The organism is Pseudomonas sp. LH21, assembly GCF_036549575.1.
GTDB lineage: Bacteria > Pseudomonadota > Gammaproteobacteria > Pseudomonadales > Pseudomonadaceae > Aquipseudomonas > Aquipseudomonas peradeniyensis.
On record NZ_CP144367.1, the window covers coordinates 810,507 to 831,608 of the forward strand.

15 protein-coding genes are annotated in these 21,102 nt (G+C 67.0%); 8 read left to right on the forward strand and 7 right to left on the reverse strand.

The window, feature by feature from the left end:
- Positions 1-171 precede the first annotated feature (171 nt).
- The 6 genes from recC (at position 172) to VUG52_RS03905 (ending at position 11,808) form a co-directional block, all read left to right on the forward strand.
- Positions 172-3,651 (forward strand): exodeoxyribonuclease V subunit gamma, encoded by a 3,480-nt coding sequence (recC, locus tag VUG52_RS03880; RefSeq protein WP_331832455.1) that lies wholly within the window; start codon positions 172-174, stop codon positions 3,649-3,651.
- Positions 3,648-7,319 (forward strand): exodeoxyribonuclease V subunit beta, encoded by a 3,672-nt coding sequence (recB, locus tag VUG52_RS03885; protein WP_331832456.1) that lies wholly within the window; start codon positions 3,648-3,650, stop codon positions 7,317-7,319. Before recC ends, recB begins: the two co-directional genes overlap by 4 nt.
- Positions 7,316-9,391 (forward strand): exodeoxyribonuclease V subunit alpha, encoded by a 2,076-nt coding sequence (gene recD, locus VUG52_RS03890; protein WP_331832458.1) that lies wholly within the window; start codon positions 7,316-7,318, stop codon positions 9,389-9,391. Before recB ends, recD begins: the two co-directional genes overlap by 4 nt.
- Positions 9,392-9,460: 69 nt before the next feature.
- Positions 9,461-10,036: a YfiR family protein gene (locus VUG52_RS03895; protein WP_262952730.1), complete on the forward strand. Its 576-nt coding sequence runs from the start codon at positions 9,461-9,463 to the stop codon at positions 10,034-10,036.
- Complete coding sequence (locus VUG52_RS03900) at positions 10,033-11,304, forward strand: diguanylate cyclase domain-containing protein (protein WP_050706944.1); 1,272 nt, start codon at positions 10,033-10,035, stop codon at positions 11,302-11,304. The genes VUG52_RS03895 and VUG52_RS03900 overlap by 4 nt, the downstream gene beginning before the upstream one ends.
- Positions 11,305-11,307: 3 nt before the next feature.
- Positions 11,308-11,808, forward strand: a complete 501-nt coding sequence (locus VUG52_RS03905) for an OmpA family protein (RefSeq protein WP_052896095.1) — start codon at positions 11,308-11,310, stop codon at positions 11,806-11,808.
- A gap of 66 nt (positions 11,809-11,874) precedes the next feature.
- On the opposite strand, the gene VUG52_RS03910 is transcribed toward VUG52_RS03905, so the two are convergent.
- Complete coding sequence (locus VUG52_RS03910; protein WP_031316500.1) at positions 11,875-12,825, reverse strand: LysR family transcriptional regulator; 951 nt, start codon at positions 12,823-12,825, stop codon at positions 11,875-11,877.
- A gap of 131 nt (positions 12,826-12,956) precedes the next feature.
- Here VUG52_RS03910 and VUG52_RS03915 point away from each other — a divergent pair, with 131 nt between their 5' ends.
- A complete protein-coding gene (locus VUG52_RS03915; protein ID WP_050706943.1) occupies positions 12,957-14,483 on the forward strand; it encodes a CoA-acylating methylmalonate-semialdehyde dehydrogenase in 1,527 nt (508 codons plus the stop codon).
- 10 nt (positions 14,484-14,493) lie between these two features.
- Positions 14,494-15,384 carry a 3-hydroxyisobutyrate dehydrogenase gene (gene mmsB / locus VUG52_RS03920; RefSeq protein ID WP_050706942.1) on the forward strand — a complete coding sequence of 297 codons (891 nt, stop codon included), beginning with the start codon at positions 14,494-14,496 and terminating at the stop codon, positions 15,382-15,384.
- Positions 15,385-15,500: 116 nt separating this feature from the next.
- On the opposite strand, the gene VUG52_RS03925 is transcribed toward mmsB, so the two are convergent.
- The 6 genes from VUG52_RS03925 to VUG52_RS03950 form a co-directional block, all read right to left on the reverse strand.
- Positions 15,501-15,845, reverse strand: a complete 345-nt coding sequence (locus tag VUG52_RS03925) for a cupin domain-containing protein (RefSeq protein ID WP_023631693.1) — start codon at positions 15,843-15,845, stop codon at positions 15,501-15,503.
- Positions 15,846-15,985: 140 nt separating this feature from the next.
- Positions 15,986-16,918: a phosphatidate cytidylyltransferase gene (locus VUG52_RS03930; RefSeq protein ID WP_050706941.1), complete on the reverse strand. Its 933-nt coding sequence runs from the start codon at positions 16,916-16,918 to the stop codon at positions 15,986-15,988.
- A gap of 1 nt (position 16,919) precedes the next feature.
- Positions 16,920-17,543, reverse strand: a complete 624-nt coding sequence (locus tag VUG52_RS03935) for a lysophospholipid acyltransferase family protein (protein WP_050706940.1) — start codon at positions 17,541-17,543, stop codon at positions 16,920-16,922.
- A 10-nt stretch (positions 17,544-17,553) separates the two neighbouring features.
- Positions 17,554-17,973, reverse strand: coding sequence for a hypothetical protein (locus tag VUG52_RS03940; RefSeq protein ID WP_050706939.1), 420 nt, complete (start codon positions 17,971-17,973; stop codon positions 17,554-17,556).
- Positions 17,970-19,346 (reverse strand): phosphatase PAP2/dual specificity phosphatase family protein, encoded by a 1,377-nt coding sequence (locus VUG52_RS03945; RefSeq protein ID WP_050706938.1) that lies wholly within the window; start codon positions 19,344-19,346, stop codon positions 17,970-17,972. The genes VUG52_RS03940 and VUG52_RS03945 overlap by 4 nt, the downstream gene beginning before the upstream one ends.
- On the reverse strand, positions 19,346-21,100 hold the full coding sequence (locus tag VUG52_RS03950; RefSeq protein WP_050706937.1) for a bifunctional alpha/beta hydrolase/class I SAM-dependent methyltransferase: 1,755 nt from the start codon (positions 21,098-21,100) through the stop codon (positions 19,346-19,348). Before VUG52_RS03950 ends, VUG52_RS03945 begins: the two co-directional genes overlap by 1 nt.
- Between the last annotated feature and the right edge of the window lie 2 nt (positions 21,101-21,102).

A 21,102-nucleotide genomic window follows, 5' to 3' on the forward strand; every position in this document is an offset into this window, starting at 1 on the left:
GCGGGCTTGCCCCGCGATGGCGCATGCCCGGATAACCTCACGGCCTGATCTGGCCTTATCCGGGCGGTGCGGCGTTCCGACAAGCCCGCGCCCACGGAGGCCCTCGACCGCGTCAATCGCCTCCGTGATAAGGTTCTCCTTCTGCACCAACCCGCTCCCCGAGACCAGCCAATGCCCCAGACCACCTCACTTCACCCAGGCTTCATGATCGTCCAGGGCAACCGCCTGGACGACCTGCGCAATCTGGTGGTGAGCGTGATGCGCCGTTACCCCCTGGCGCCGCTGGAAAACGAAATCGCCCTGGTGCAGAGCAACGGTATCGCCCAATGGTTGAAACTGGCCCTGGCCGAGGATCCACAGGACGACGACCAGGGCGGTTGCGGGATCGCCGCCGCCATCGATGTGCAGCTTCCGGGCAGCTTCATGTGGCAGCTGTACCGCCGCGTGCTGGGGCGCGACGAAATCCCCGAGGTGTCACTGCTGGACAAGGCGCCCCTGACCTGGCGCCTGATGCGCCTGCTCCCGGAAGTGATCGAACGCCCGCACTTCGAGCCCCTGCGCCGCTTTCTCACCGATGACAGCGACCTGCGCAAGCGCTACCAGTTGGCCGAGCGCCTTGCCGACCTGTTCGACCAGTATCAGGTCTACCGCGCCGACTGGTTGAAGGACTGGGCAAGCGGTGCCCATGTGCTCAACACCGCGCGCGGCGAGCGCAAGCCGCTGGCCGCCGGCAATCGCTGGCAGGCCGAGCTGTGGCGTATCCTGCTCGAGGACGTGGGCGAGGCGGGCATGGCCCAGAGCCGGGCCGGCGTGCACCAACGTTTCATCGAGCGGATCAACGGCCTGGAGCAGGCCCCCGCCGGGCTGCCGGCACGGCTGATCGTGTTCGGCATCTCGTCGCTGCCGGCCCAGATCCTCGAGGCCCTGGCAGGCCTGGCCCGCTTCAGCCAGGTACTGCTGTGCGTGCACAACCCTTGCCGCCATCACTGGGGCGATATCGTCGCCGACAAGGACCTGCTGCGACACCAGTACAAACGCCAGCAACGCAAGCAGGGCATGCCCCTGCAACTGGACGACGAGCTACTGCACCAGCATGCGCACCCGCTGTTGGCGGCCTGGGGCAAGCAGGGGCGCGACTATATCAACCTGCTCGACAGCTACGACGATCCCGGCAGTTACCAGGGCGTGTTCAGCGACGGACGCATCGACCTGTTCAGCGAAGGTGAGCCTAAGACCCTGCTCAACCAGTTGCAGGACGACATCCTCGAACTGCGCCCCCTGGCCGAGACCCGCGAGCAATGGCCGGCGGTTGATCCGGGCAAGGACCGTTCCGTGCGCTTCCACTTGGCCCACAGTCCGCAGCGCGAAGTGGAGATCCTGCACGATCAGTTGCTGGCCCGTTTCAGTGCCGACCCCACGCTGCGGCCTCGCGACGTCATCGTCATGCTGCCGGCCATCGACACCTACGCACCGCATATCCGCGCGGTGTTCGGCCAGCTCGATCGCACCGATCCGCGCTACATCCCGTTCACCCTGACCGACCAGGGCCAGCGTGGTCGCGACCCGTTGCTGATCGCCCTGGAGCATCTGCTCAAGCTGCCTGACAGCCGTTTCGCCGTCAGCGAAGTGCTCGACCTGCTGGACGTGCCGGCAGTGCGCGCCCGCTTCGCCATCCAGGAAAGCGACCTGCCGACCCTGCACCGTTGGATCGAAGGGGCCGGCATCCGTTGGGGATTGAGTGCCGAGCAACGCGCCAGCCTTGGCCTGCCCGAGGGACTCGAGCAAAACAGTTGGCGCTTCGGCCTGAGGCGCATGCTGTTGGGGTACGCGGTCGGCGTGGGCGAAGGCTGTGACGGTATCGAGCCGTACGATGAGATCGGTGGCCTCGATGCCGCGTTGATCGGCCCTTTGGTCGCGTTGCTCGATGCCCTGGACATTGCCTGCCAGGCCCTCTCGCAACCCGCTTCGGCGATGGAGTGGGGGGCACGGCTGCATGCGCTGCTGCAGATCTTCTTCCTGGCCGAGAACGAGCACGACGAACTGCTCCTGGTGCAGTTGCAGGACCTGCGCGACACCTGGCTGGAAACCTGTGACGCGGTCGGCCTGCACGACCTGCTGCCACTGACCGTGGTGCGCGAAGCCTGGCTGTCCGGGCTGGACCAGGGCAAGTTGTCCCAGCGCTTCCTGGCCGGCTCGGTGAACTTCTGCACTCTGATGCCCATGCGTGCCATTCCGTTCAGGGTGGTCTGCCTGCTGGGCATGAATGACGGCGACTACCCGCGTGCCCAGCCGCCCCTCGACTTCGATCTGATGGCCAGCGACTACCGGCCTGGGGACCGTTCCCGTCGGGAGGATGACCGTTACCTGTTGCTCGAGGCCTTGCTCTCGGCACGTGACCAGCTCTACGTCAGCTGGGTCGGGCGCAGTATCCGCGACAACAGCGAGCGCCCATCCTCAGTGCTGATCGGGCAGTTGCGCGATCACCTGGCCGCCGGCTGGCAGCTCGCCAGCGCCAAGTCCGGTCAACGCGAAGACCCGGGGCAGCAGTTGCTGCATGCCCTGACCCAGGAGCATCCGTTGCAGCCGTTCAGCCAGCGCTATTTCCAGAAGGGCAGCCCGTTGTTCAGCTTCGCCCATGAGTGGTTGGCGTTGCACCAGGCCGGGGATGAAGCGCAAGCGCCTACCGCACTGTCGGCCTACGTCAGCGATGAGCCGCTCAATCTGGTGCAGCTTCAGGACTTCCTGCGCCATCCGGTCCGGCATTTCTTCAGCCAGCGTCTGAAAGTGTTCTTCGAGGCCCTGGAGGCTCCGACCCCGGACGAGGAGCCGTTCGTGCTGGACGCCCTGCAACGCTACGGCCTGAGCGAAAGCCTGCTCGGCGCCGCGCTGGCCGATCCAGACAACGCCGAGCGGGCGCTGCAGGCCCAGGCCCGACGCCTCCAGGCCTGCGGGATGCTGCCGCTGGCAGGCTTCGGCGAAGCCTTGCAGGCCGAGCTGATCCAGCCACTGCCGGACCTGCTGCAACGTCATCGGCAACTGCTGCAACGCTGGCCGACCCTGGTCGAGGGTGCCCTGCCGATCCATTTCGAACACGGGCCGCTGCGCCTGGAGGGCTGGCTCGGCCGGGTGTACCAGGCCGAGGACCAGAGCCTGCTGAGCATCGCCACCGTGCCCAACACCCTCAGTGCCGGGCGCAACAGCCTGAAGTGGCACCGACTGGTGCCGGCCTGGGTCATGCACCTTGCCGCCTGCGCCTCGGGCTATCCGCTGCATAGCGCGTTGGTGGCCAGTGACCTGACCCTGCTGCTGGCCCCGTTGCCCCAGAGTGAGGCGGCAGAGCGCCTGGGCGAACTGTTGGTGGCACGCCAGGCGGGCATGAACGCCCCTTTGCCGGTGGCGGTCAAGACCGCCTTCGCCTGGCTGGCCCAGGAGGATCCGGACAAGGCCGTGGCCGCAGCCATCCGCGCCTATGAGGGTGACGGCCAGAACAGCTTCGGCGAGCGCAGCGAAAGCCTGGCCTTGGCCCGCCAGTACCGTGACTTCGCCGCGCTGGCCCTCGACGAAACCTTCGAAGGCTGGTGCGAAGCCTTGTATCGCCCCCTGTTCGCAGCGCCCTGGCAGACCCTGGGTAACCCGGAGAACGCCCAATGACCCAAGCCCGCCCCCTGGCGCTGAGTTTCCCACTGCACGGCAGCCAGCTGATCGAAGCCAGCGCCGGTACCGGCAAGACGTTCACCATTTCGGCCCTGTACCTGCGGCTGATCCTCGGGCATGGCGGTGAACGGGGTTTCAGCTGCGAGCTGCTGCCACCGCAGATCCTCGTGGTGACTTTCACCGACGCGGCCACCAAGGAGCTGCGCGAGCGTATCCGCGCGCGCCTGGCCGAAGCAGCGCGCTTCTTCCGCGGTGAGCTGGACGATGCCGACCCGCTGCTGCACCTGCTGCGCGACGATTATCCACAGGAGCAATGGCCACGCTGCGCCAGCCGCCTGGAGATCGCCGTGCAGTGGATGGACGAGGCCGCCGTCTCGACCATCCACGGCTGGTGCCAGCGCATGTTGCGTGAGCACGCCTTCGACAGCGGCAGCCTGTTCACCCAGAGCCTGGAGACCGATCACAGCGAACTGCTGGGCCAGGTCATGCGCGACTACTGGCGGCGCTTCTGCTACGGCATGCGCGGTGAGTCGCTGGCCTGGGTGCGCGGCAACTGGGGCAGCCCCGATGCCTTGCTGCCAAGGATCAGGCCCCTGTTCGGCCGTGTTCGTGGCCAGGAGGACGCGCAAGACCCGCAGACTTTGATCGAGGCGACCCTGCGCCAGCGCACGGAACAACTGGCGCAGCTCAAGGCGCCCTGGGGCGCCTGGGCCGACGAGCTGCAGCAGATCTGCCGCGATGCCGTGGCGGCCAAGCAGGCCGACGGGCGCAAGTTGCAGGCACGCTATTTCGAACCCTGGTTCGACAAGCTGCGGGCCTGGGCCGGTGATGAGCAGGCCATGGAGCTGGACCTGGGCACCGGCTTCACCCGCCTGACGCCCGCAGGACTGGCCGAGGCCTGGAAGTCCGGCGAGCCGCCGCAGCACCCGGCGCTGCGGGCCATGGAATCCTTGCGCGAGCAGTTGCAGGGGCTGGCCAGCCCCGATGCACGGTTGCTGGAGCATGCCGCCGCCTGGGTTTCGGCGCGCTTCGAGGTGGAGAAACGCCGCCGCGCCGAGATGGGCTTCGACGACATGCTGCTGCGCCTGGAGCATGCCCTGGGCAGCGACTCGGGTGAGCGCCTGGCCGCGTTGATCCGCGAGCAGTTCCCGGTCGCGTTGATCGACGAATTCCAGGACACCGACCCCGTCCAGTACGGGATCTTCGAGCGCATCTACCGCATCACCGAGAACAACCCTGACACCGGCCTGTTCATGATCGGCGACCCCAAGCAGGCGATCTACGCCTTCCGTGGCGCCGACATCTTCACCTACCTGGCCGCGCGCCGCGCCACTGCCGGACGGCTGCACAGCCTGGACACCAACTACCGCTCCAGCCAGGCCATGGTCGCGGCGGTGAATCGGGTATTCCTCCAGGCCGAGGACCGAGCCGAAGGCCGTGGCGCCTTCCTGTTCCGGGCCCAGGGCGATAATCCGCTGCCCTTCGTCGAAGTGCGCGCCAAAGGCCGTGGCGAGCAACTGCTGATCGCCGGACAGCCCAGCGCGGCCCTGCATTGCTGGCAGCTGGAGAGCGACGAGCCGGTGTCCAGCACAGCGTATCGCCAGCAACTGGCGGCCAGTTGCGCCAGCCATATCGTCGAGCTGCTCGAAGGTGGTCAGCAAGGCGTCAGCGGGTTCGCCGATGCCGCCGGCAAGCTGCGGCCCTGCCTGCCTTCCGATATCGCCATCCTGGTGCGCGACGGTCGCGAGGCCCAGATGGTCCGCGCCGAACTGGCGGCCCGCGACGTGCGCAGCGTATACCTGTCGGACAAGGACTCGGTGTTCGCCGCCCAGGAGGCCCATGACCTGCTGGCCTGGCTCAAGGCCTGCGCCGAGCCGGACTCGGAGCGCATGCTCAAGGCCGCCCTGGCCAGCCTGACCCTCGACCTGCCGCTTATCGAACTGGAGCGCCTGAACCAGGACGAGCGGGTCTGGGAAAGCTGGGTGATGCGCTTTCGCCGTTACCGCGACACCTGGCAGCGCCAGGGCGTGCTGCCGATGCTGCGGCGCCTGCTGCACGACTTCCAGCTGCCGCGGGCGCTGATGGGCCGCAGCGACGGCGAACGGGTGCTGACCAACCTGCTGCACCTGGCCGAACTGCTGCAACAGGCGGCGGGCGAGCTGGATGGCGAGCAGGCGCTGATCCGCCATCTCACCGAGCACCTGGCCAACGCCGGGCAGGCCGGAGAAGAGCAGATCCTGCGCCTGGAAAGCGACGAGCAATTGGTCAAGGTGGTGACCATTCACAAGTCCAAGGGCCTGGAATACCCCTTGGTGTACCTGCCGTTCATCTGCACCAGCAAGCCGGTGGATGGCCAGCGCCTGCCCCTGGGCTGGCACGACGATCAGGGCGTGGCGCACCTGACCCTGACGCCGGACGCCGCGCAGGTCGAGCGCGCCGATGACGAACGCCTGGCCGAGGACCTGCGTCTGCTCTATGTGGCCCTGACCCGTGCCCAGCATGCCTGCTGGCTGGGCGTTGCCGACCTCAAGCGCGGCACCCAGCGCAGTTCGCAGCTGCATCGTTCGGCCTTGGGCTACCTGCTGGGCGGTGGCCTGCCGTTGGCGGCTTCCAGCCAGCTGGGCGAATGGCTCGCCACCCTGGCGGCCGGCAATCCGGCCATCACCCATGGTCCGCTGCCCGAGGTCCAGGCCCTGTGCTACCGCACGCCGGACAGCCAGCGCGAGCTGCTGCCGCCGCGCAAGCCTCGTCGGGCCGCTGCGGAACACTGGTGGATCGCTTCCTACAGTGCCTTGCGGGTCGGCGACCAGACCCTGGTCACCGACAGCTCCCAGGCCCAGCAACTGCTGGACGACGAGGTGCTGGACAGCCAGTCGCTGCGTGAGGTGCCGGCGGAGGCGGGTGATATCCACCGCTTTCCCCGTGGTCCGAATCCGGGCACTTTCCTTCATGGCCTGCTGGAATGGGCGGGGCGCGAAGGATTCGCCGAGGTCGCCGCTCAAGGACAGGTGATCGAGCGCACCGTGGGCCAGCGCTGCAATCGACGCGACTGGACCGGTTGGATTCCCACGCTGACCCAGTGGCTGCAGCAACTGCTGGTCCAGCCCATGCTTTTGCAAGGGGCTACCTTGACCCTCGCAGGCCTCGAGCGCTACCAGGTCGAAATGGAGTTCTGGTTCGCCAGCCATCAGGTCGACGCGGTGCGCCTCGACCATCTGGTGGCGCGCCACACCCACGTTGGGATGACGCGGGCGGCCGCCCAGCCGACCGTGCTCAACGGCATGTTCAAGGGTTTCATCGACCTGGCCTTCGAGCTCGACGGGCGCTACTACGTGGCCGACTACAAGTCGAACTGGCTCGGCCCCGACGCCGAGGCCTACGGCGCCTTGGCCATGGAGCAGGCAATCCTCGAGCACCGCTACGATCTGCAGTACGTGCTCTACCTGCTGGCCCTGCATCGCCAGCTGCGCGCGCGCCTGCCCGACTACGACTACGATCGGCACGTAGGCGGCGCCGTGTTCATCTTCCTGCGTGGCGTCACCTCGGCCGGCCACGGGCTGTATCATGCGCGGCCGCCCCGGGCGCTGATCGAACAGCTCGACGCGATGTTCCGGGGTGAGCAAGAACCCGCTCAACAGGACCTGTTTGCCGGAGCCACGCCATGAGCCGCAACCTCGACGACCTGCTGCCCACGCCCTTGCAGGCCGAGCACCTGAGCGCCCTGGCGCCGCTGCGCCACAGTCATGACCTGCTGGCATTGCTCGATCGCTGGGTCGAGCGTGGCTGGCTGCGCGCCCTGGACCGGGCCTTCGTGAGTTTCCTCGAGGAGCGGGCGCCGGGCAGCGATCCGCTGGTGCTGCTGGCCGCCGCCCTGGCCAGCCACCAGCTGGGTCATGGCCATGTCTGCCTCGACCTGCAACAGACCCTCGCCGAGCCGGATTTCGCCCTGTCGTTGCCACCGGAAGGCGATGCCCTGGCCGGGCCGTTGCTGCTGCCTTCGCAACTGCTGGCCAGCCTCGACCTGGGCACCTGGTTGCTTCGGATCGCCGAGAGCCCCCTGGTTGCCACCGGCGATACCGTCGAGCAGCGTGCCCGGCCATTGGTGGTCAGCGGCGAGCGCCTGTACCTGCGCCGCTATTGGACCTACGAGCGACGCATCGACAACGCCCTGCATGAACGCTTGGCGCGCCTTCAGCCGCAGCCGGCCGACCTGGCACTACGCCTGGCGCAACTGTTCGAAGGTGGATCGAGCGCAGGCGAGGTGGACTGGCAGAAGCTGGCCTGCGCCCTGGCCACCCGGGCCGGCTTCAGTGTCATCACCGGCGGCCCCGGAACCGGCAAGACCACCACCGTGGTGCGCCTGCTGGCGTTGTTGCAGGGGCCTGCGGTCGAACAAGGCCGGCCGCTGCGCATCCGCCTGGCGGCGCCGACCGGCAAGGCCGCGGCGCGCCTCACCGAGTCCATCGGCCAGCAAGTGGAGCGCTTGCAGGTGGATGGCGCGGTGCGGGCGCAGATCCCCACCGAGGTCAGCACCGTGCACCGCCTGCTGGGCAGCCGCCCAGGTTCACGGCACTTCCGCCATCATGCCGGCAACCCGTTGCCCCTGGATGTGCTGGTGGTCGACGAAGCCTCGATGATCGACCTGGAGATGATGGCCAACCTGCTCGATGCCCTGCCGGCCAACGCGCGGCTGGTGCTGCTGGGCGACAAGGACCAGCTCGCCTCGGTGGAGGCCGGGGCGGTGCTGGGCGACCTGTGCCGCGACGCCGAGGACGGCTGCTACTGGCCACAGACCCTGGCCTGGCTGGAGCAGGTGGGCGGGCAATCGCTGGCCGACATCGGCCTGAAGACGGGCGACGGCCAGCGTAACCCGCTGGCCCAGCAGATCGTGATGCTGCGCCACTCGCGGCGTTTCGGCGAAGGCAGCGGCATCGGCCAGTTGGCGCGCCTGGTCAATCGCCAGCAAGCCCTGGAGGCGCGTGCGCTGCTGGCGACCCGACCGGCGGATGTCCATTGCCTGACCCTGGGCGGTGAGCATGACAAACGCTTCGACCGCCTGCTGCTCGATGGCCTCAACCAAGGCTCCGAGGGGCCACAAGGATATCGCGGCTACCTGCGTACCATCGGTCGCCTGCGCCCGCCGCCAGGCACGCCAGGCGACGATCCGCGCTGGGAGCGCTGGGCGGCCGAGGTGCTGCAGAGCTTCGAGGCGTTCCAGTTGCTCTGCGCCGTGCGCAAGGGCGCCTGGGGCGTCGAGGGCCTCAATGAGCGGGTCGCCCGCGTGCTGCACAACGCCGGGCTGATCGACAGCCAGCAACCCTGGTACGAGGGCCGTCCGGTGCTGGTCACCCGCAACGACTATGGCCTCGGGCTGATGAACGGCGATATCGGCATCGCCCTGCGCCTGCCGGACGATCAGGGCGAGGCGCTGCTGCGCGTGGCCTTTCCGCGCAACGATGGCAGCGGCGGGGTGCGCTTCGTCCTGCCCAGCCGTCTCAGCGAGGTGGAAACGGTGTTCGCCATGACCGTGCACAAGTCCCAGGGCTCGGAATTCAGCCATACCGCACTGGTGCTGCCCGACGCGCTGAACCCGGTGCTGACCAAGGAACTGGTGTACACCGGCATCACCCGCGCCAAGCATTGCTTCAGCCTGATCGAGCCGCGTGCCGGGGTGTTCGAGGAAGCGGTGGGGCGCAAGGTCCGGCGGGTCTCGGGGCTGATGCTGGAGCAAGTCTGACTCTGGAGTTTGCTGCCGATATGCTATCGTTGCGGCATTATCCGCAAACATTTTGTGAGATTTCCCCCCATGACAGTGGCTGTCTCGGCCCTGGGACGCGTGAAGGGCTGTGCGCTCTCGTTGCTGATGGCCATGCTGTTGTCGAACGGCACGCCCGCCTGGGCGGACAATGCCGTATCGCAGGCGCAGGTGCAGCTACGGGCCAAGGCCGTGACCCAGGTCGTGCTGGGCATCCTCAGCTACGCCCGCTGGCCTGCCGACCCCAATCCCCTACGCCTGTGCCTGGTCGGTCCGACCGAATACGCCGACGACCTGATCAAGGGCAATCTGCAGCAGTCCGGGCAACCCCTGCAGGTGCGCCGCCTGCTCGCCGACGACCCCAGTGTGGCCAGTGCCTGCAACGCCATCTACCTAGGCAAGCTCGACAAGCAGCAACGTGAGCGATTGTTCCAGCGGATCAACGGCCACCCGGTGCTGAGCATCAGCGAGGCCGACGATCCGTGCACGGTGGGGAGCCTGTTCTGCCTGCGGGTCGGCGACCAGCAGGTGGCGTTCGACGTCAACCTCGACTCGGTGGCGCGCAGCGGCGTGCGCATCCATCCCAGCGTGCTGCAGTTGTCGCGACGGCGGGCGGGGCAGCCATGAAACGTTCAGCCAGGCGCTTCAGCCGGCCGACCCTTCGCGCCGTGCTCGGGCGGGGTCATCTGGGCGTGGCCTTGCTCGCCGCGGGGTTGGCCGGGGTGCTGGTGACCCTGCTCGGGGTGGCGGCGTTGCGCGTGTATGCCAACCATAACCTGCACCTGATCGCCCGCTCCATCAACTACACCGTCGAGGCCGCCGTGGTGTTCGACGACAGTGCCGCGGCCAACGAGGCCCTGGCGCTGATCGCCTCCACCGAGGAAGTGGCCGACGCCAAGGTGTACGACAACGATGGCGACCTGCTCGCCCACTGGCAACGCGACGAGCAGGGGGTAATGGCGCAGTTGCAGTCGCAAGTGGCGCGCAGCCTGCTGGAGGAGCCGATCAGCATGCCGGTGCAGCACATGGGCCAGCGGGTCGGTCATATCGAGCTGACCGGGCAGGGCGGCAGCCTGGTGCGCTTCCTGCTCAGCGGCCTGGTGGGCATCCTGGTGTGCACGGTGCTCAGCGCGGTGCTGGCGCTGTACCTGTCGCGACGCCTGTTCGGCGACATCATCCGCCCCTTGCGCAACCTGGCCAGCGTCGCCCATGCCGCGCGGCGCGAGCGCAGTTTCGACCGGCGGGTACCGCAAACCCAGATCGCCGAACTCAACGAACTGGGCAATGACTTCAATGCCCTGCTCGACGAGCTGGAGGTCTGGCAGAGCCACCTGCAGAGCGAGAACGAAAGCCTCGCCCACCAGGCAAGCCATGACAGCCTCACCGGCCTGCCCAACCGCGCCTTCTTCGAAGGGCGGTTGAGCCGCAGCCTGCGCAATGCCGCGCGTAGCGAAGACCACCTGGCGCTGTTGTTCCTCGATAGCGACCACTTCAAGCAGATCAACGATAGCCTCGGCCATGCGGTGGGGGACGAAGTGCTGATCAGCGTGGCCAACCGCGTGCGTGCACAACTGCGCGAGCATGACCTGGTGGCGCGCCTGGGCGGCGATGAGTTCGCCGTGCTGCTGACGCCGCTGCACTCGCGCGAGGATGCCAAGCGCATCGCCGAGAAGATCGTCGCCAGCATGAAGCTGCCGGTGCAGCTGGAGGATGGCACCAGCCTGACCACCTCGCTGAGCGTCGGTATCGCCTATTACCCGGACGACGGCCGCGACCCGGCCAGTCTGCTCAATGCCGCCGATGCGGCGATGTACCAGGCCAAGCGCAATCGCCGTGGCCATTGGCAAGTGGCGCAGACGGAACGCTGCGCCCCTGATGCAAAGAACAGGAGCTGAACCGTGACCAAGCGTTTTTCCGTGCTGCGTTTCCCATTATTCACCCTGCTGCTGGCGCTGCTGACCCTGGCCGGCTGCCAGAGCGTGCCGCCAAAGGGGCTGACCCCCGAGCAGGTCGCCGTGCTCAAGCGCGAGGGTTTCGCCCCGACCGACGAGGGCTGGGCGTTCGACTTGTCGGGAAAGGTGCTGTTCGGCAGTGACCTGGACAGCCTCAACAGCGCCAGCGAGTCGATCGTCGAGCGTATCGGCAAGGCGCTGTTGTCGGTGGATATCCAGCGCGTGCGCATCGACGGCCATGCCGACGCTTCGGGCAAGGCCGCCTACAACCAGCAGCTCTCCGAACGCCGTGCCCAGAGTGTGGCCAAGGCGTTGATCGGCATCGGCATGCAGCCGCAGAACATCCAGACCCGCGGCATGGGCAGCAGCCAGCCGGTGGCGGACAACCGCACCGCGGCAGGGCGCATGGAAAATCGGCGGGTGTCGATCGTGGTGGCGTCGGATTGAGGCACGCATCGCGTGGCAAGCTGGTCCAAACGTGGGAGCGGGCTTGCCCCGCGATGATGTGTACCCTCAATCCCGAGCAAACTTCATCTCCCGCGTCTCCCCCATGAGCAACGGCGCATTGGCCTCGGTCACCTCGCGGATGTAATCCCACAGCAGCGTGATCCGCTTCAACTTGCGCAGATCCTCCCGGCAGTACATCCAGAACTGCCGCGTCACCTCGATCTGCTCCGGCAACACCGTCACCAGTCTCGGGTCCTGCGCCGCCAGGAAGCACGGCAGGATCGCCAGCCCGCGCCCCTGCAACGCCGCCGTGTACTGGGCGATCACGCTGGTGCTGCGCAGGTGTGCGTTGGCGTTGGGGATCAGGTTGGCCAGGTACAGCAGCTCCGAGCTGAACGCCAGGTCGTCCACGTAGCTGATGAACGGATGGCGCCCCAGGTCGGCGATCTCGCGAATCGGCTCGTGGCTGTCGAGGTAGTCCTGGGTGGCATACAGGCGCAGGCGGTAGTCGCACAGCTTGCAGCACACGTAAGGGCCATGTTCCGGGCGCTCCAGGGCGATGACGATATCGGCCTCGCGCTTGGACAGGCTGATGAAGTGCGGCAGCGGCAGGATATCCACCGAGATCGCCGGCCAGGCATCGACGAAATGGCTCAACTGCGGAGTGACGAAGAAACTGCCGAAGCCTTCGGTGCAGCCCATGCGCACATGCCCCGACAACGCCACGCCCGACCCCGAGACCTGCTCGCAGGCCATGTGCAGGGTGCTCTCGATCGACTCGGCATAGCCCAGCAGGCGCTGGCCCTCGGCGGTGAGGACGAAGCCGTTGGTCCGTGATTTTTCGAACAGCAAAGTGCCCAGCGCCCCTTCCAGTGAGCCGATGCGCCGCGACACCGTGGTGTAGTCCACGGCCAGGCGCTTGGCCGCACTGCTGGCCTTGCGGGTGCGCGCCACCTCAAGAAAGAACTTGAGGTCGTCCCAGTTCAGCGCGCTCAGGGAGGTGAGGTCTTTTTGCATGATGATCCGGTTTTTTTGTGCATTCTTGTTGGATGTTTGCACATCTATACTCGAACTCAGCCCCTGAGCGCCACCCCGTTCGCTGCGGCGTAGGCGTCCTCGTTCCGACAATAATTCCAAGGAGAGCGCAGATGAACGCACCCCAGACGCCCGACCAGACCAAGGTCGAGCAGGTCAAGCTGCTGATCGATGGCCAATGGGTCGAGTCCAAGACCACCGAATGGCGTGACATCGTCAACCCGGCGACCCAGCAAGTGCTGGCGCGGGTGCCGTTCGCCACCGTCGAGGAAGTCAACGCCGCCGTGGCCGCCGCCGAGCGCGCCTTCAAGACCTGGCGCGACACCCCGATCGGCGCGCGCATGCGCATCATGCTCAAGCTGCAGGCGCTGATCCGCGAACACAGCAAGCGCATCGCCGTGACCCTCAGCGCCGAGCAGGGCAAGACCATTGCTGACGCCGAGGGCGATATTTTCCGTGGCCTGGAAGTGGTCGAGCACGCCGCCTCCATCGGCACCCTGCAGATGGGCGAGTTCGCCGAGAACGTCGCCGGCGGTGTCGACACCTACACCCTGCGCCAGCCGATCGGCGTGTGCGCCGGCATCACCCCGTTCAACTTCCCGGCGATGATCCCGCTGTGGATGTTCCCGATGGCCATCGTCTGCGGCAACACCTTCGTGCTCAAGCCGTCCGAGCAGGACCCACTGTCGACCATGATGCTGGTCGAGCTGGCGCTGGAAGCTGGCATCCCGGCCGGCGTGCTCAACGTGGTGCACGGTGGCAAGCAGGTGGTCGACACGATCTGCACCCACCAGGACATCAAGGCGATCTCGTTCGTCGGCTCGACCGAGGTCGGTACCCACGTCTACAACCTGGGCAGCCAGCACGGCAAGCGCGTGCAGTCGATGATGGGCGCCAAGAACCACGCCGTGGTGCTGCCCGACGCCAACCGCACCCAGACCATCAATGCCCTGGTCGGCGCCGCCTTCGGCGCGGCCGGCCAGCGCTGCATGGCCACCTCGGTGGCGGTGCTGGTGGGCAAGGCCCGCGAATGGCTGCCGGATATCAAGGAAGCGGCGAGCAAGCTCAAGGTCAACGCCGGCAACGAGCCAGGCACCGATGTTGGCCCGGTGGTCTCCAAGCGCGCCAAGGAGCGTGTGCTGGGCCTGATCGAAAGCGGTATCAAGGAAGGCGCCAAGCTTGAACTGGATGGCCGCGACGTGAAGGTGCCGGGCTACGAGCAGGGCAACTTCGTCGGCCCGACCCTGTTCTCCGGGGTGAAGACCGACATGCAGGTCTACACCCAGGAAATCTTCGGCCCGGTACTGGTGACCCTGGAGGTCGATACCCTCGACGAGGCCATCGCCCTGGTCAACGCCAACCCGTTCGGTAACGGCACCGGCCTGTTCACCCAGAGCGGCGCGGCGGCGCGCAAGTTCCAGAGCGAGATCGATATCGGCCAGGTCGGCATCAACATCCCGATCCCGGTGCCGGTGCCGTTCTTCAGCTTCACCGGTTCCCGCGGCTCCAAGCTCGGCGACCTCGGCCCGTACGGCAAGCAGGTGGTGCAGTTCTACACTCAGACCAAGACCGTCACCGCCCGCTGGTTCGACGATGACAGCGTCAATGACGGTGTGAACACCACCATCAGCCTGCGCTAAGGAGAACGCCATGCGTATCGCTTTCATCGGCCTGGGCAACATGGGCGCGCCCATGGCCCGCAACCTGATCAAGGCCGGGCACCAGCTGAACCTGTTCGACCTGAACAAGACCGTGCTGGCCGAACTCGCCGAGCTGGGCGGCCAGGTCAGCACGTCGCCCAAGGACGCCGCCGCCAACAGCGAGCTGGTGATCACCATGCTGCCGGCCGCCGCCCATGTGCGCGGTGTGTACCTGGATGAAGAAACCGGCGTGCTGGCCGGCATCCGCCCCGGCACCCCGACCGTGGACTGCAGCACCATCGACCCGCAGACCGCCCGTGAGGTCTCCAAGGCTGCGGCGGCCAAGGGTATCGACATGGGCGATGCGCCGGTCTCCGGCGGCACCGGCGGCGCGGCGGCCGGCACCCTGACCTTCATGGTCGGTGCCAGCGCCGAGCTGTTCGCCACGCTCCAGCCGGTGCTGGCGCAGATGGGCCGCAATATCGTGCACTGTGGCGAGGTCGGTACCGGGCAGATCGCCAAGATCTGCAACAACCTGCTGCTGGGCATCTCGATGATCGGTGTTTCCGAGGCCATGGCCCTGGGCAATGCGCTGGGCATCGACACCAAGGTGCTGGCCGGCATCATCAACAGCTCCACCGGGCGTTGCTGGAGTTCGGACACCTACAACCCGTGGCCGGGCATCATCGAGACCGCCCCGGCTTCGCGCGGCTACACCGGCGGCTTCGGTGCCGAGCTGATGCTCAAGGACCTGGGGCTGGCCACCGAGGCCGCGCGCCAGGCGCACCAGCCGGTGATCCTCGGCGCCGTGGCCCAGCAGCTGTACCAGGCCATGAGCCTGCGCGGCGAAGGCGGCAAGGATTTCTCGGCGATCGTCGAGGGGTACCGCAAGAAGGATTGACGAGCGAGTGGACTTGATCGCGGGCCGGGTGGCCCTTCCCCTTGTAACTGCGCACCTTGGGGAAGGGACATCGGGTTCGCGATTTTTTTTGCCCGCTGTGTGGGCGTGGGAGCGGGTCAGGCGAAGACGAAGTACTTGCGCACCGTCTCGACCACTTCCCAGGTTCCCTTCATCCCCGGTTCGATTACGAACACATCCCCTGCTTTCAGATGCTTCGGCTCTTCACCCTCTGGCGTGACGATGCAATAGCCATCGAGGAAGTGGCAGTACTCCCACTTCTCGTAGTTGACCTCGAACTTGCCCGGGGTGCAGATCCAAGTGCCCATGATCTTGCTGCCGTCGGCGGACAGGTAGGCGTTGAGGTTGACGGTGTGCGGGTCGCCGCCGATGCGCTTCCACTTGGTCGCGTCGACCACCGGGGTCGGGCAGGTTTCGCGCAGGACGGTGATGAAATCGGACATGGCGTGGCTCCAGGCAACAAGTGAGATGACGCGTCACCATAGAGTCATCATCGGACGGGCAGTTGCCTGGGGTCGACGCCCAGCTGTCTGCCCGCGCAATGTCAGGACTCGGGCCTTGCAGGTTGTGGACAGTCAGTGGCTCACGCCCACCAGTAACGCACGAAGTGGAAGAACACCGGCGCGGCGAAGCATACTGAGTCCATGCGGTCGAGCATGCCGCCGTGGCCTTCGATCATGTGGCCCCAGTCCTTCACGCCGCGGTCGCGCTTGATCGCCGACATCACCAGCCCGCCGAAGAAGCCCATGGCATTGACGGTCAAGGCCATCAGTGCCGCCTGCCAGAAGGTGAACGGGGTGATCCAGCACAGCAGGGCGCCGACCAGGGTGGCCAGCGCCACGCCGCCGGCCAGGCCTTCGACGGTCTTCGACGGCGACAGGTTCGGCGCCACCTTGCGCTTGCCGAACAGCTTGCCGCACACGTACTGCAGCACGTCGCTGATCTGCACCACCAGGATCAGCCAGGCGATCAGCAGCAGGTTACGGCCCTCGTAGCCGGGGATGTCCAGGGTCATCAACGCCGGCACCGACGACACGCAGTACACCGCGATCATCAGCCCCCACTGCACCTTGGAGGCGCGCTCGAGGAAGCGCGTGGTGTCGCCGCCGAAGCTGGCCAGGATCGGCAGCAACAGGAACAGGTATACCGGGATGAAGATGCTGAACAGCCCATACCAGTCCATGGCGATCAGCAGGTACTGCACCGGCAGCGCCACATAGAACGCCGCCACCAGCGCCGGGTAGTCGCTGCGTCGGGTCGGGGTGAGGGTCATGAACTCGCGCAGGGCATAGAACGACACGCCGTAGAACAGCACGATCACGCCGTACTTGCCGAACAGGAAGGCGATGCCGATCACCAGCACCATCACCCACCAGGCGTTGATGCGCGCGTTGAGGTTGTCGATTACCGAGTGCGGCGCGGGGCCGGCGCGCCATTTGAGCAGACGGCCGATCAGGCTGGCGAGCAGCAGCAGGGCGCCGATGCCGGCGAACAGCGACAGGGTGTTGTGATCCATCTCAGGCTTCCTTCGGGGCCAGGTTCAGCAGGGCCTGGCGGGCCCGCTCGAGAAAGGCGTGCTTGCCCTCGTCCGGCTGCAGGTGCAGCGGCTCGCCGAAGCTCAGGGTGCACAGCAGCGGCAGCGGCAGGGCGCGGCCCTTGGGCATGACCCGGTTGAGGTTGGCGATCCATACCGGCACCAGCTCGACCTGGGGGTTGGCCGAGGCCAGGTGGAACAGGCCGCTCTTGAACGCCAGCAACGGGTCGTCGGTCAGGTTGCGCGTGCCTTCCGGGAAGAAGATCAGCGAGTCGCCCTGGGCGAAGGCATCGAGCACCGGTTGCAGTGGGTTGCCCTCGCCCGTGCCGTGCTGGCGGTCGATCAGCACGCCGTTGAACACCTTACGGATCAGGAAGTCGCGGATCCCCGGCTTGCACCAGTAGTCGGCGCCCGCCACAGGGCGGGTGCGGCGGCGCAGCGGTTCGGGCAACGCGGCCCACAGCAGCACGAAGTCGCCATGGCTGCTGTGGTTGGCGAAGTACAGGCGCTGCACCGGTTGCGGCGTGCAGCCCAGCCACAAGGCGCGGGCGCCGGTGATCAGGCGGGCGGCGGAGGTGATGACGAAGGCGGTCAGGCTGGCGAGCATGGCATTGGTCTTATCCGGTGAAGGGGAGGGTTAGCATTATTGCGACCTGCAGGGCCAGGCACAGGGCCTGGCGCTGCAGCAGGGCCAGGGCGGCCCGGCTGCGGGTCGGCCAGTCGCGCGGGTCGCTGGCCGCAGGCTTGAGGCGCAGGTCGAACAGGGCGTGGTCCAGGGCCTGGGTGTCGGCGGGCAGGTCGCTACTGGCGGCGAGGCGGGCGAACAGGTCGGCATCCAGGGCGACGCGCAGGGCCCAATACTTGTGGGCAAGGCCGAGCAGCAGCAACAGGCCACAGAGCAGATGGGACAGCGGCGCCAATGGCAGGCCGAGCAGCGGTGCCAGGGTGCAGGCCAGGGCCAGCAGGGTCAGACCGTCAGACAGGCGCTCCAGCTGGCGGCCACGGGCGAGCAGGCTGGCGACGAGATGCAACCTCATGGCTGGGCCTCCAGGTGATGCAGTGCCAGGCGGTGGGCCGGATGCAGGACCACGCCGGGGCGCGCCTGGCGAATCAGTGCCTCGGCCTGGTCGGCACTGGCACAGTGGCCGCTGAGCAGCAGCCAGGCGGCGACGGCGCTGGCGCTGCGCGAGTAGCCCAAGGCGCAGCAGACCAGCAGCGGGCCCTGTTGATGGCGGTGTGCGATGGCCTTGGCGGCCTGTTGCAGGATTTCCCGGTCTGGGGCAATCAGGTCCAGGGTCGGCAGGCTCTGGTAGTCCTGTGGTGTTGTCAGCGTCTTCATCGTGGGGCAAGCCGCGTTGTGGGAGCGGGCTTGCCCCGCGATGCTCTGTTGAGGGACAGCAAGACAGGGCAGTTCCGCGCTCAGGTCGACAATCGCCGCGAACGCAGACGCCTCAGTGCGCCCCGGCACTCTGCCGAGATACACGCCATCGGCCACCTCATCCGCCTGCGGATGCCGCCAGGTCCATAGCCGCGAATTGACCCAGGCGCCCAGCAGGTAAGGCGCCAGCAGCCAGGTGACGGCCACGGACAGCCGCCCGTCGGCGCCTTTCTGGAAACCTGCGGCGCCGAACAGGGCATAGTTCAGCGCCACCAGCAGTAACGACAGCGCCGGCCACAGCAACCACAACCCGCCACCGCCGACCTTCATTGCCAGTAGCCCCAGCACGGCCGCGCCCAGGCCATAGCGCAGCGCTAGGCGCCAACGTTTCGGATCCTGCGCCAGACGTGCCTGGCGCCAGGGCAACGGGCCACTGTGCGGCCACAGCCACAGGCAAATGAACCCCGCCAGTGCCCCGGTCGGCACATCGATGAAGTGATGCTGCCAGGTGGTAAGCACCGACAGCCCGATCAGCCCCATCCAGCCATGCACCACCCGGCGCCAGACGGGATGCCGGGTATGCCGGGCGAACATCGTCCAGATGATCACCAGCAACGCGATGTGCAGCGAGGGCGCCTGGTTGTAGGGCTTGTCGAAGCCCATCAGCACATCGAACAGCCAGCCGAACAGCCCTGACAGCTCAGGGCGCTCGAAGGTGAAGCGCAGCGGCCAGAGCAGGAAGCTGGCCACGCAGATCAGTTGCGCCGTCAGCAGCGCCAGGGCATGGCGATCCATCTCCGAACGCGAGCGCGGCAGCAGGAACGACAGCCCGTACAGCAGGTCGATCGACCAGTACGGGATGATCGTCCAGGGCCACAGCGGCATCTGCCGCTCCCAGGCAAACACCAGGCTGCCGATATCATCGCGGCCGGCGGTATAGGTGTTGGCCAGGCCGTAGCTGAGGAAGAAGAACGGCCCGAGCAGCAACAGCCACAGGATACCCCGTCGGACCAGGCCGGCTTCACGGGCCATCAGCGCACCCGCTGGGCCAGGCTGACGCTGAAGATGCCCCACTCGTCGATGCGCTGGGTAATCTTGCGGAACCCTGCTGCTTCGACCAGCTGGTCCATCTCCGCCTGGCTGCGCCGGCGCATCACCCAGGCCTGGCCGCCACGGTGGCTGGTCAGGGCGCGGGCGATCATCTCCAGCTGCGGGTGCCAGGGCTGACCGGTGTAGACCAGGTAGCCGCCGTCCTCGATCGCGTCGGCCAGTCCCGCCAGCGAGTTGCCGACCAGCTCGTTGCTGGGGAACAGTTCGTATAGGCCCGAGACCACCGCCAGTGTCGGATGCGGGCTGAGAGCGGCCAGGCTCTGGCGGTCGAAGGCATCGCCCTGGACGAAACGCGCGATCTCGGCCAGGCCTTTTTCGCTGATCAAGGCGTTGCCCTGTTGCACGTTCAGTTCGCTGTAGTCGCGCAGCAGGATCGAGTCGGGCAATTGTTGCAGGCCTTGCAGCGCTTCAAGGATGTAACGGCCATGGCCGGCGGCGATATCGACGATATGCACCGAGCGCTGTTGTTCACGCAGGCGGGCGATGGCCAGGCGCAGCAGTTCCTCGACGTTCAGCTTGCGCTGGCGGATACCACGCCAGCCGATGGCATCCAGGTAGTTGCGGTCGATCAGCTCGCCCAGCTTGCCCTTGCCGGTCGGGGTGTTGCGGTAGACGTAGTCGAGGGTCGAGCCCGAGTCGAAACCGGTGTCGAAGCCCAGCTTCACCCCTTCGGAAAAGCCTTTGCCCAAGCGCAGGCCGGCGCGGGTGGCGCGCCAGTAGAGGTCGCGTGGCGAATGGCGCGGCAATGGCGTGGCCAGGCTCTCGGCCTCGGCGCAGCTGGCGCCGCTCTTGTCGGCATCGAGCAGCGAAGGCTGCGCCTGTGGTGCGTTGAAGCAGTGCGCGACGAAGCGCTCGATCCGCGCCAGGGCGTGGGCGCGGTCGCGTTCGCCGAGGGTGTCGTGGAAGAAGCCGGGGAGGATGTGCTTCTCTTTGCGTGCGCTGCCCAGGCGGTCGAAGAACTGCTCCTGCGGCTTGCGCTCGACCACCAGGTCGGCGCCGGAGATCAGCAGCTGCGTCGGCACCTGGATCGCCTGGGCATCGGCGACCACGCGGTCGGCGGCGTCGTACAGGCCCAGCAGCATGGTGACGGAGATGGGCCGGCTGATCAGCGGGTCGGCGACATAGGACATGACCCGTTCCGGGTCGTGGGTCAGCAGGCGTGGCTTGACGTAGCTGTTGACGAAAAAGTTGCCGCGCAGGGCCTTCATCAGCTTCAGTCCGGGGCGGGCAAAGGGCACGTAGAGCTTGACCTTGAAGGCCGGCGAGGCGAGCACCAGGCAACGTACCCTGGGCGCATAGTCGTGGGCCCAGGTGGCGACCAGTACCGCACCGACGCTCTGCGCCAGCACCACCATGTCGGCCTCGGCAATGCCGTGCTGTGTCTGGATGTGCTCAATGAAAGTCTGCACATCGCGCACGCTGGTGGCGAAGCCCGGACTGTCGCCGCGAGCCCCCGGCGACTGCCCATGGCCACGGGCGTCCCAGGCGAAGAAGTCGTAGCCGGGCATGTCCAGTTCATCGGCCAGGTGGGCCATGCGCCCGCCGTGCTCGTGGCCGCGATGGAACATCACCACGGCCCGGCGCGGTTGGTGTTCATTACGAGTGGCGGGCCAGTGGCGATAGTGCAGCTCGACGCCGTCATGGGTGCAGAAGTGCAGCGATTGCGCTTGGCGCATGG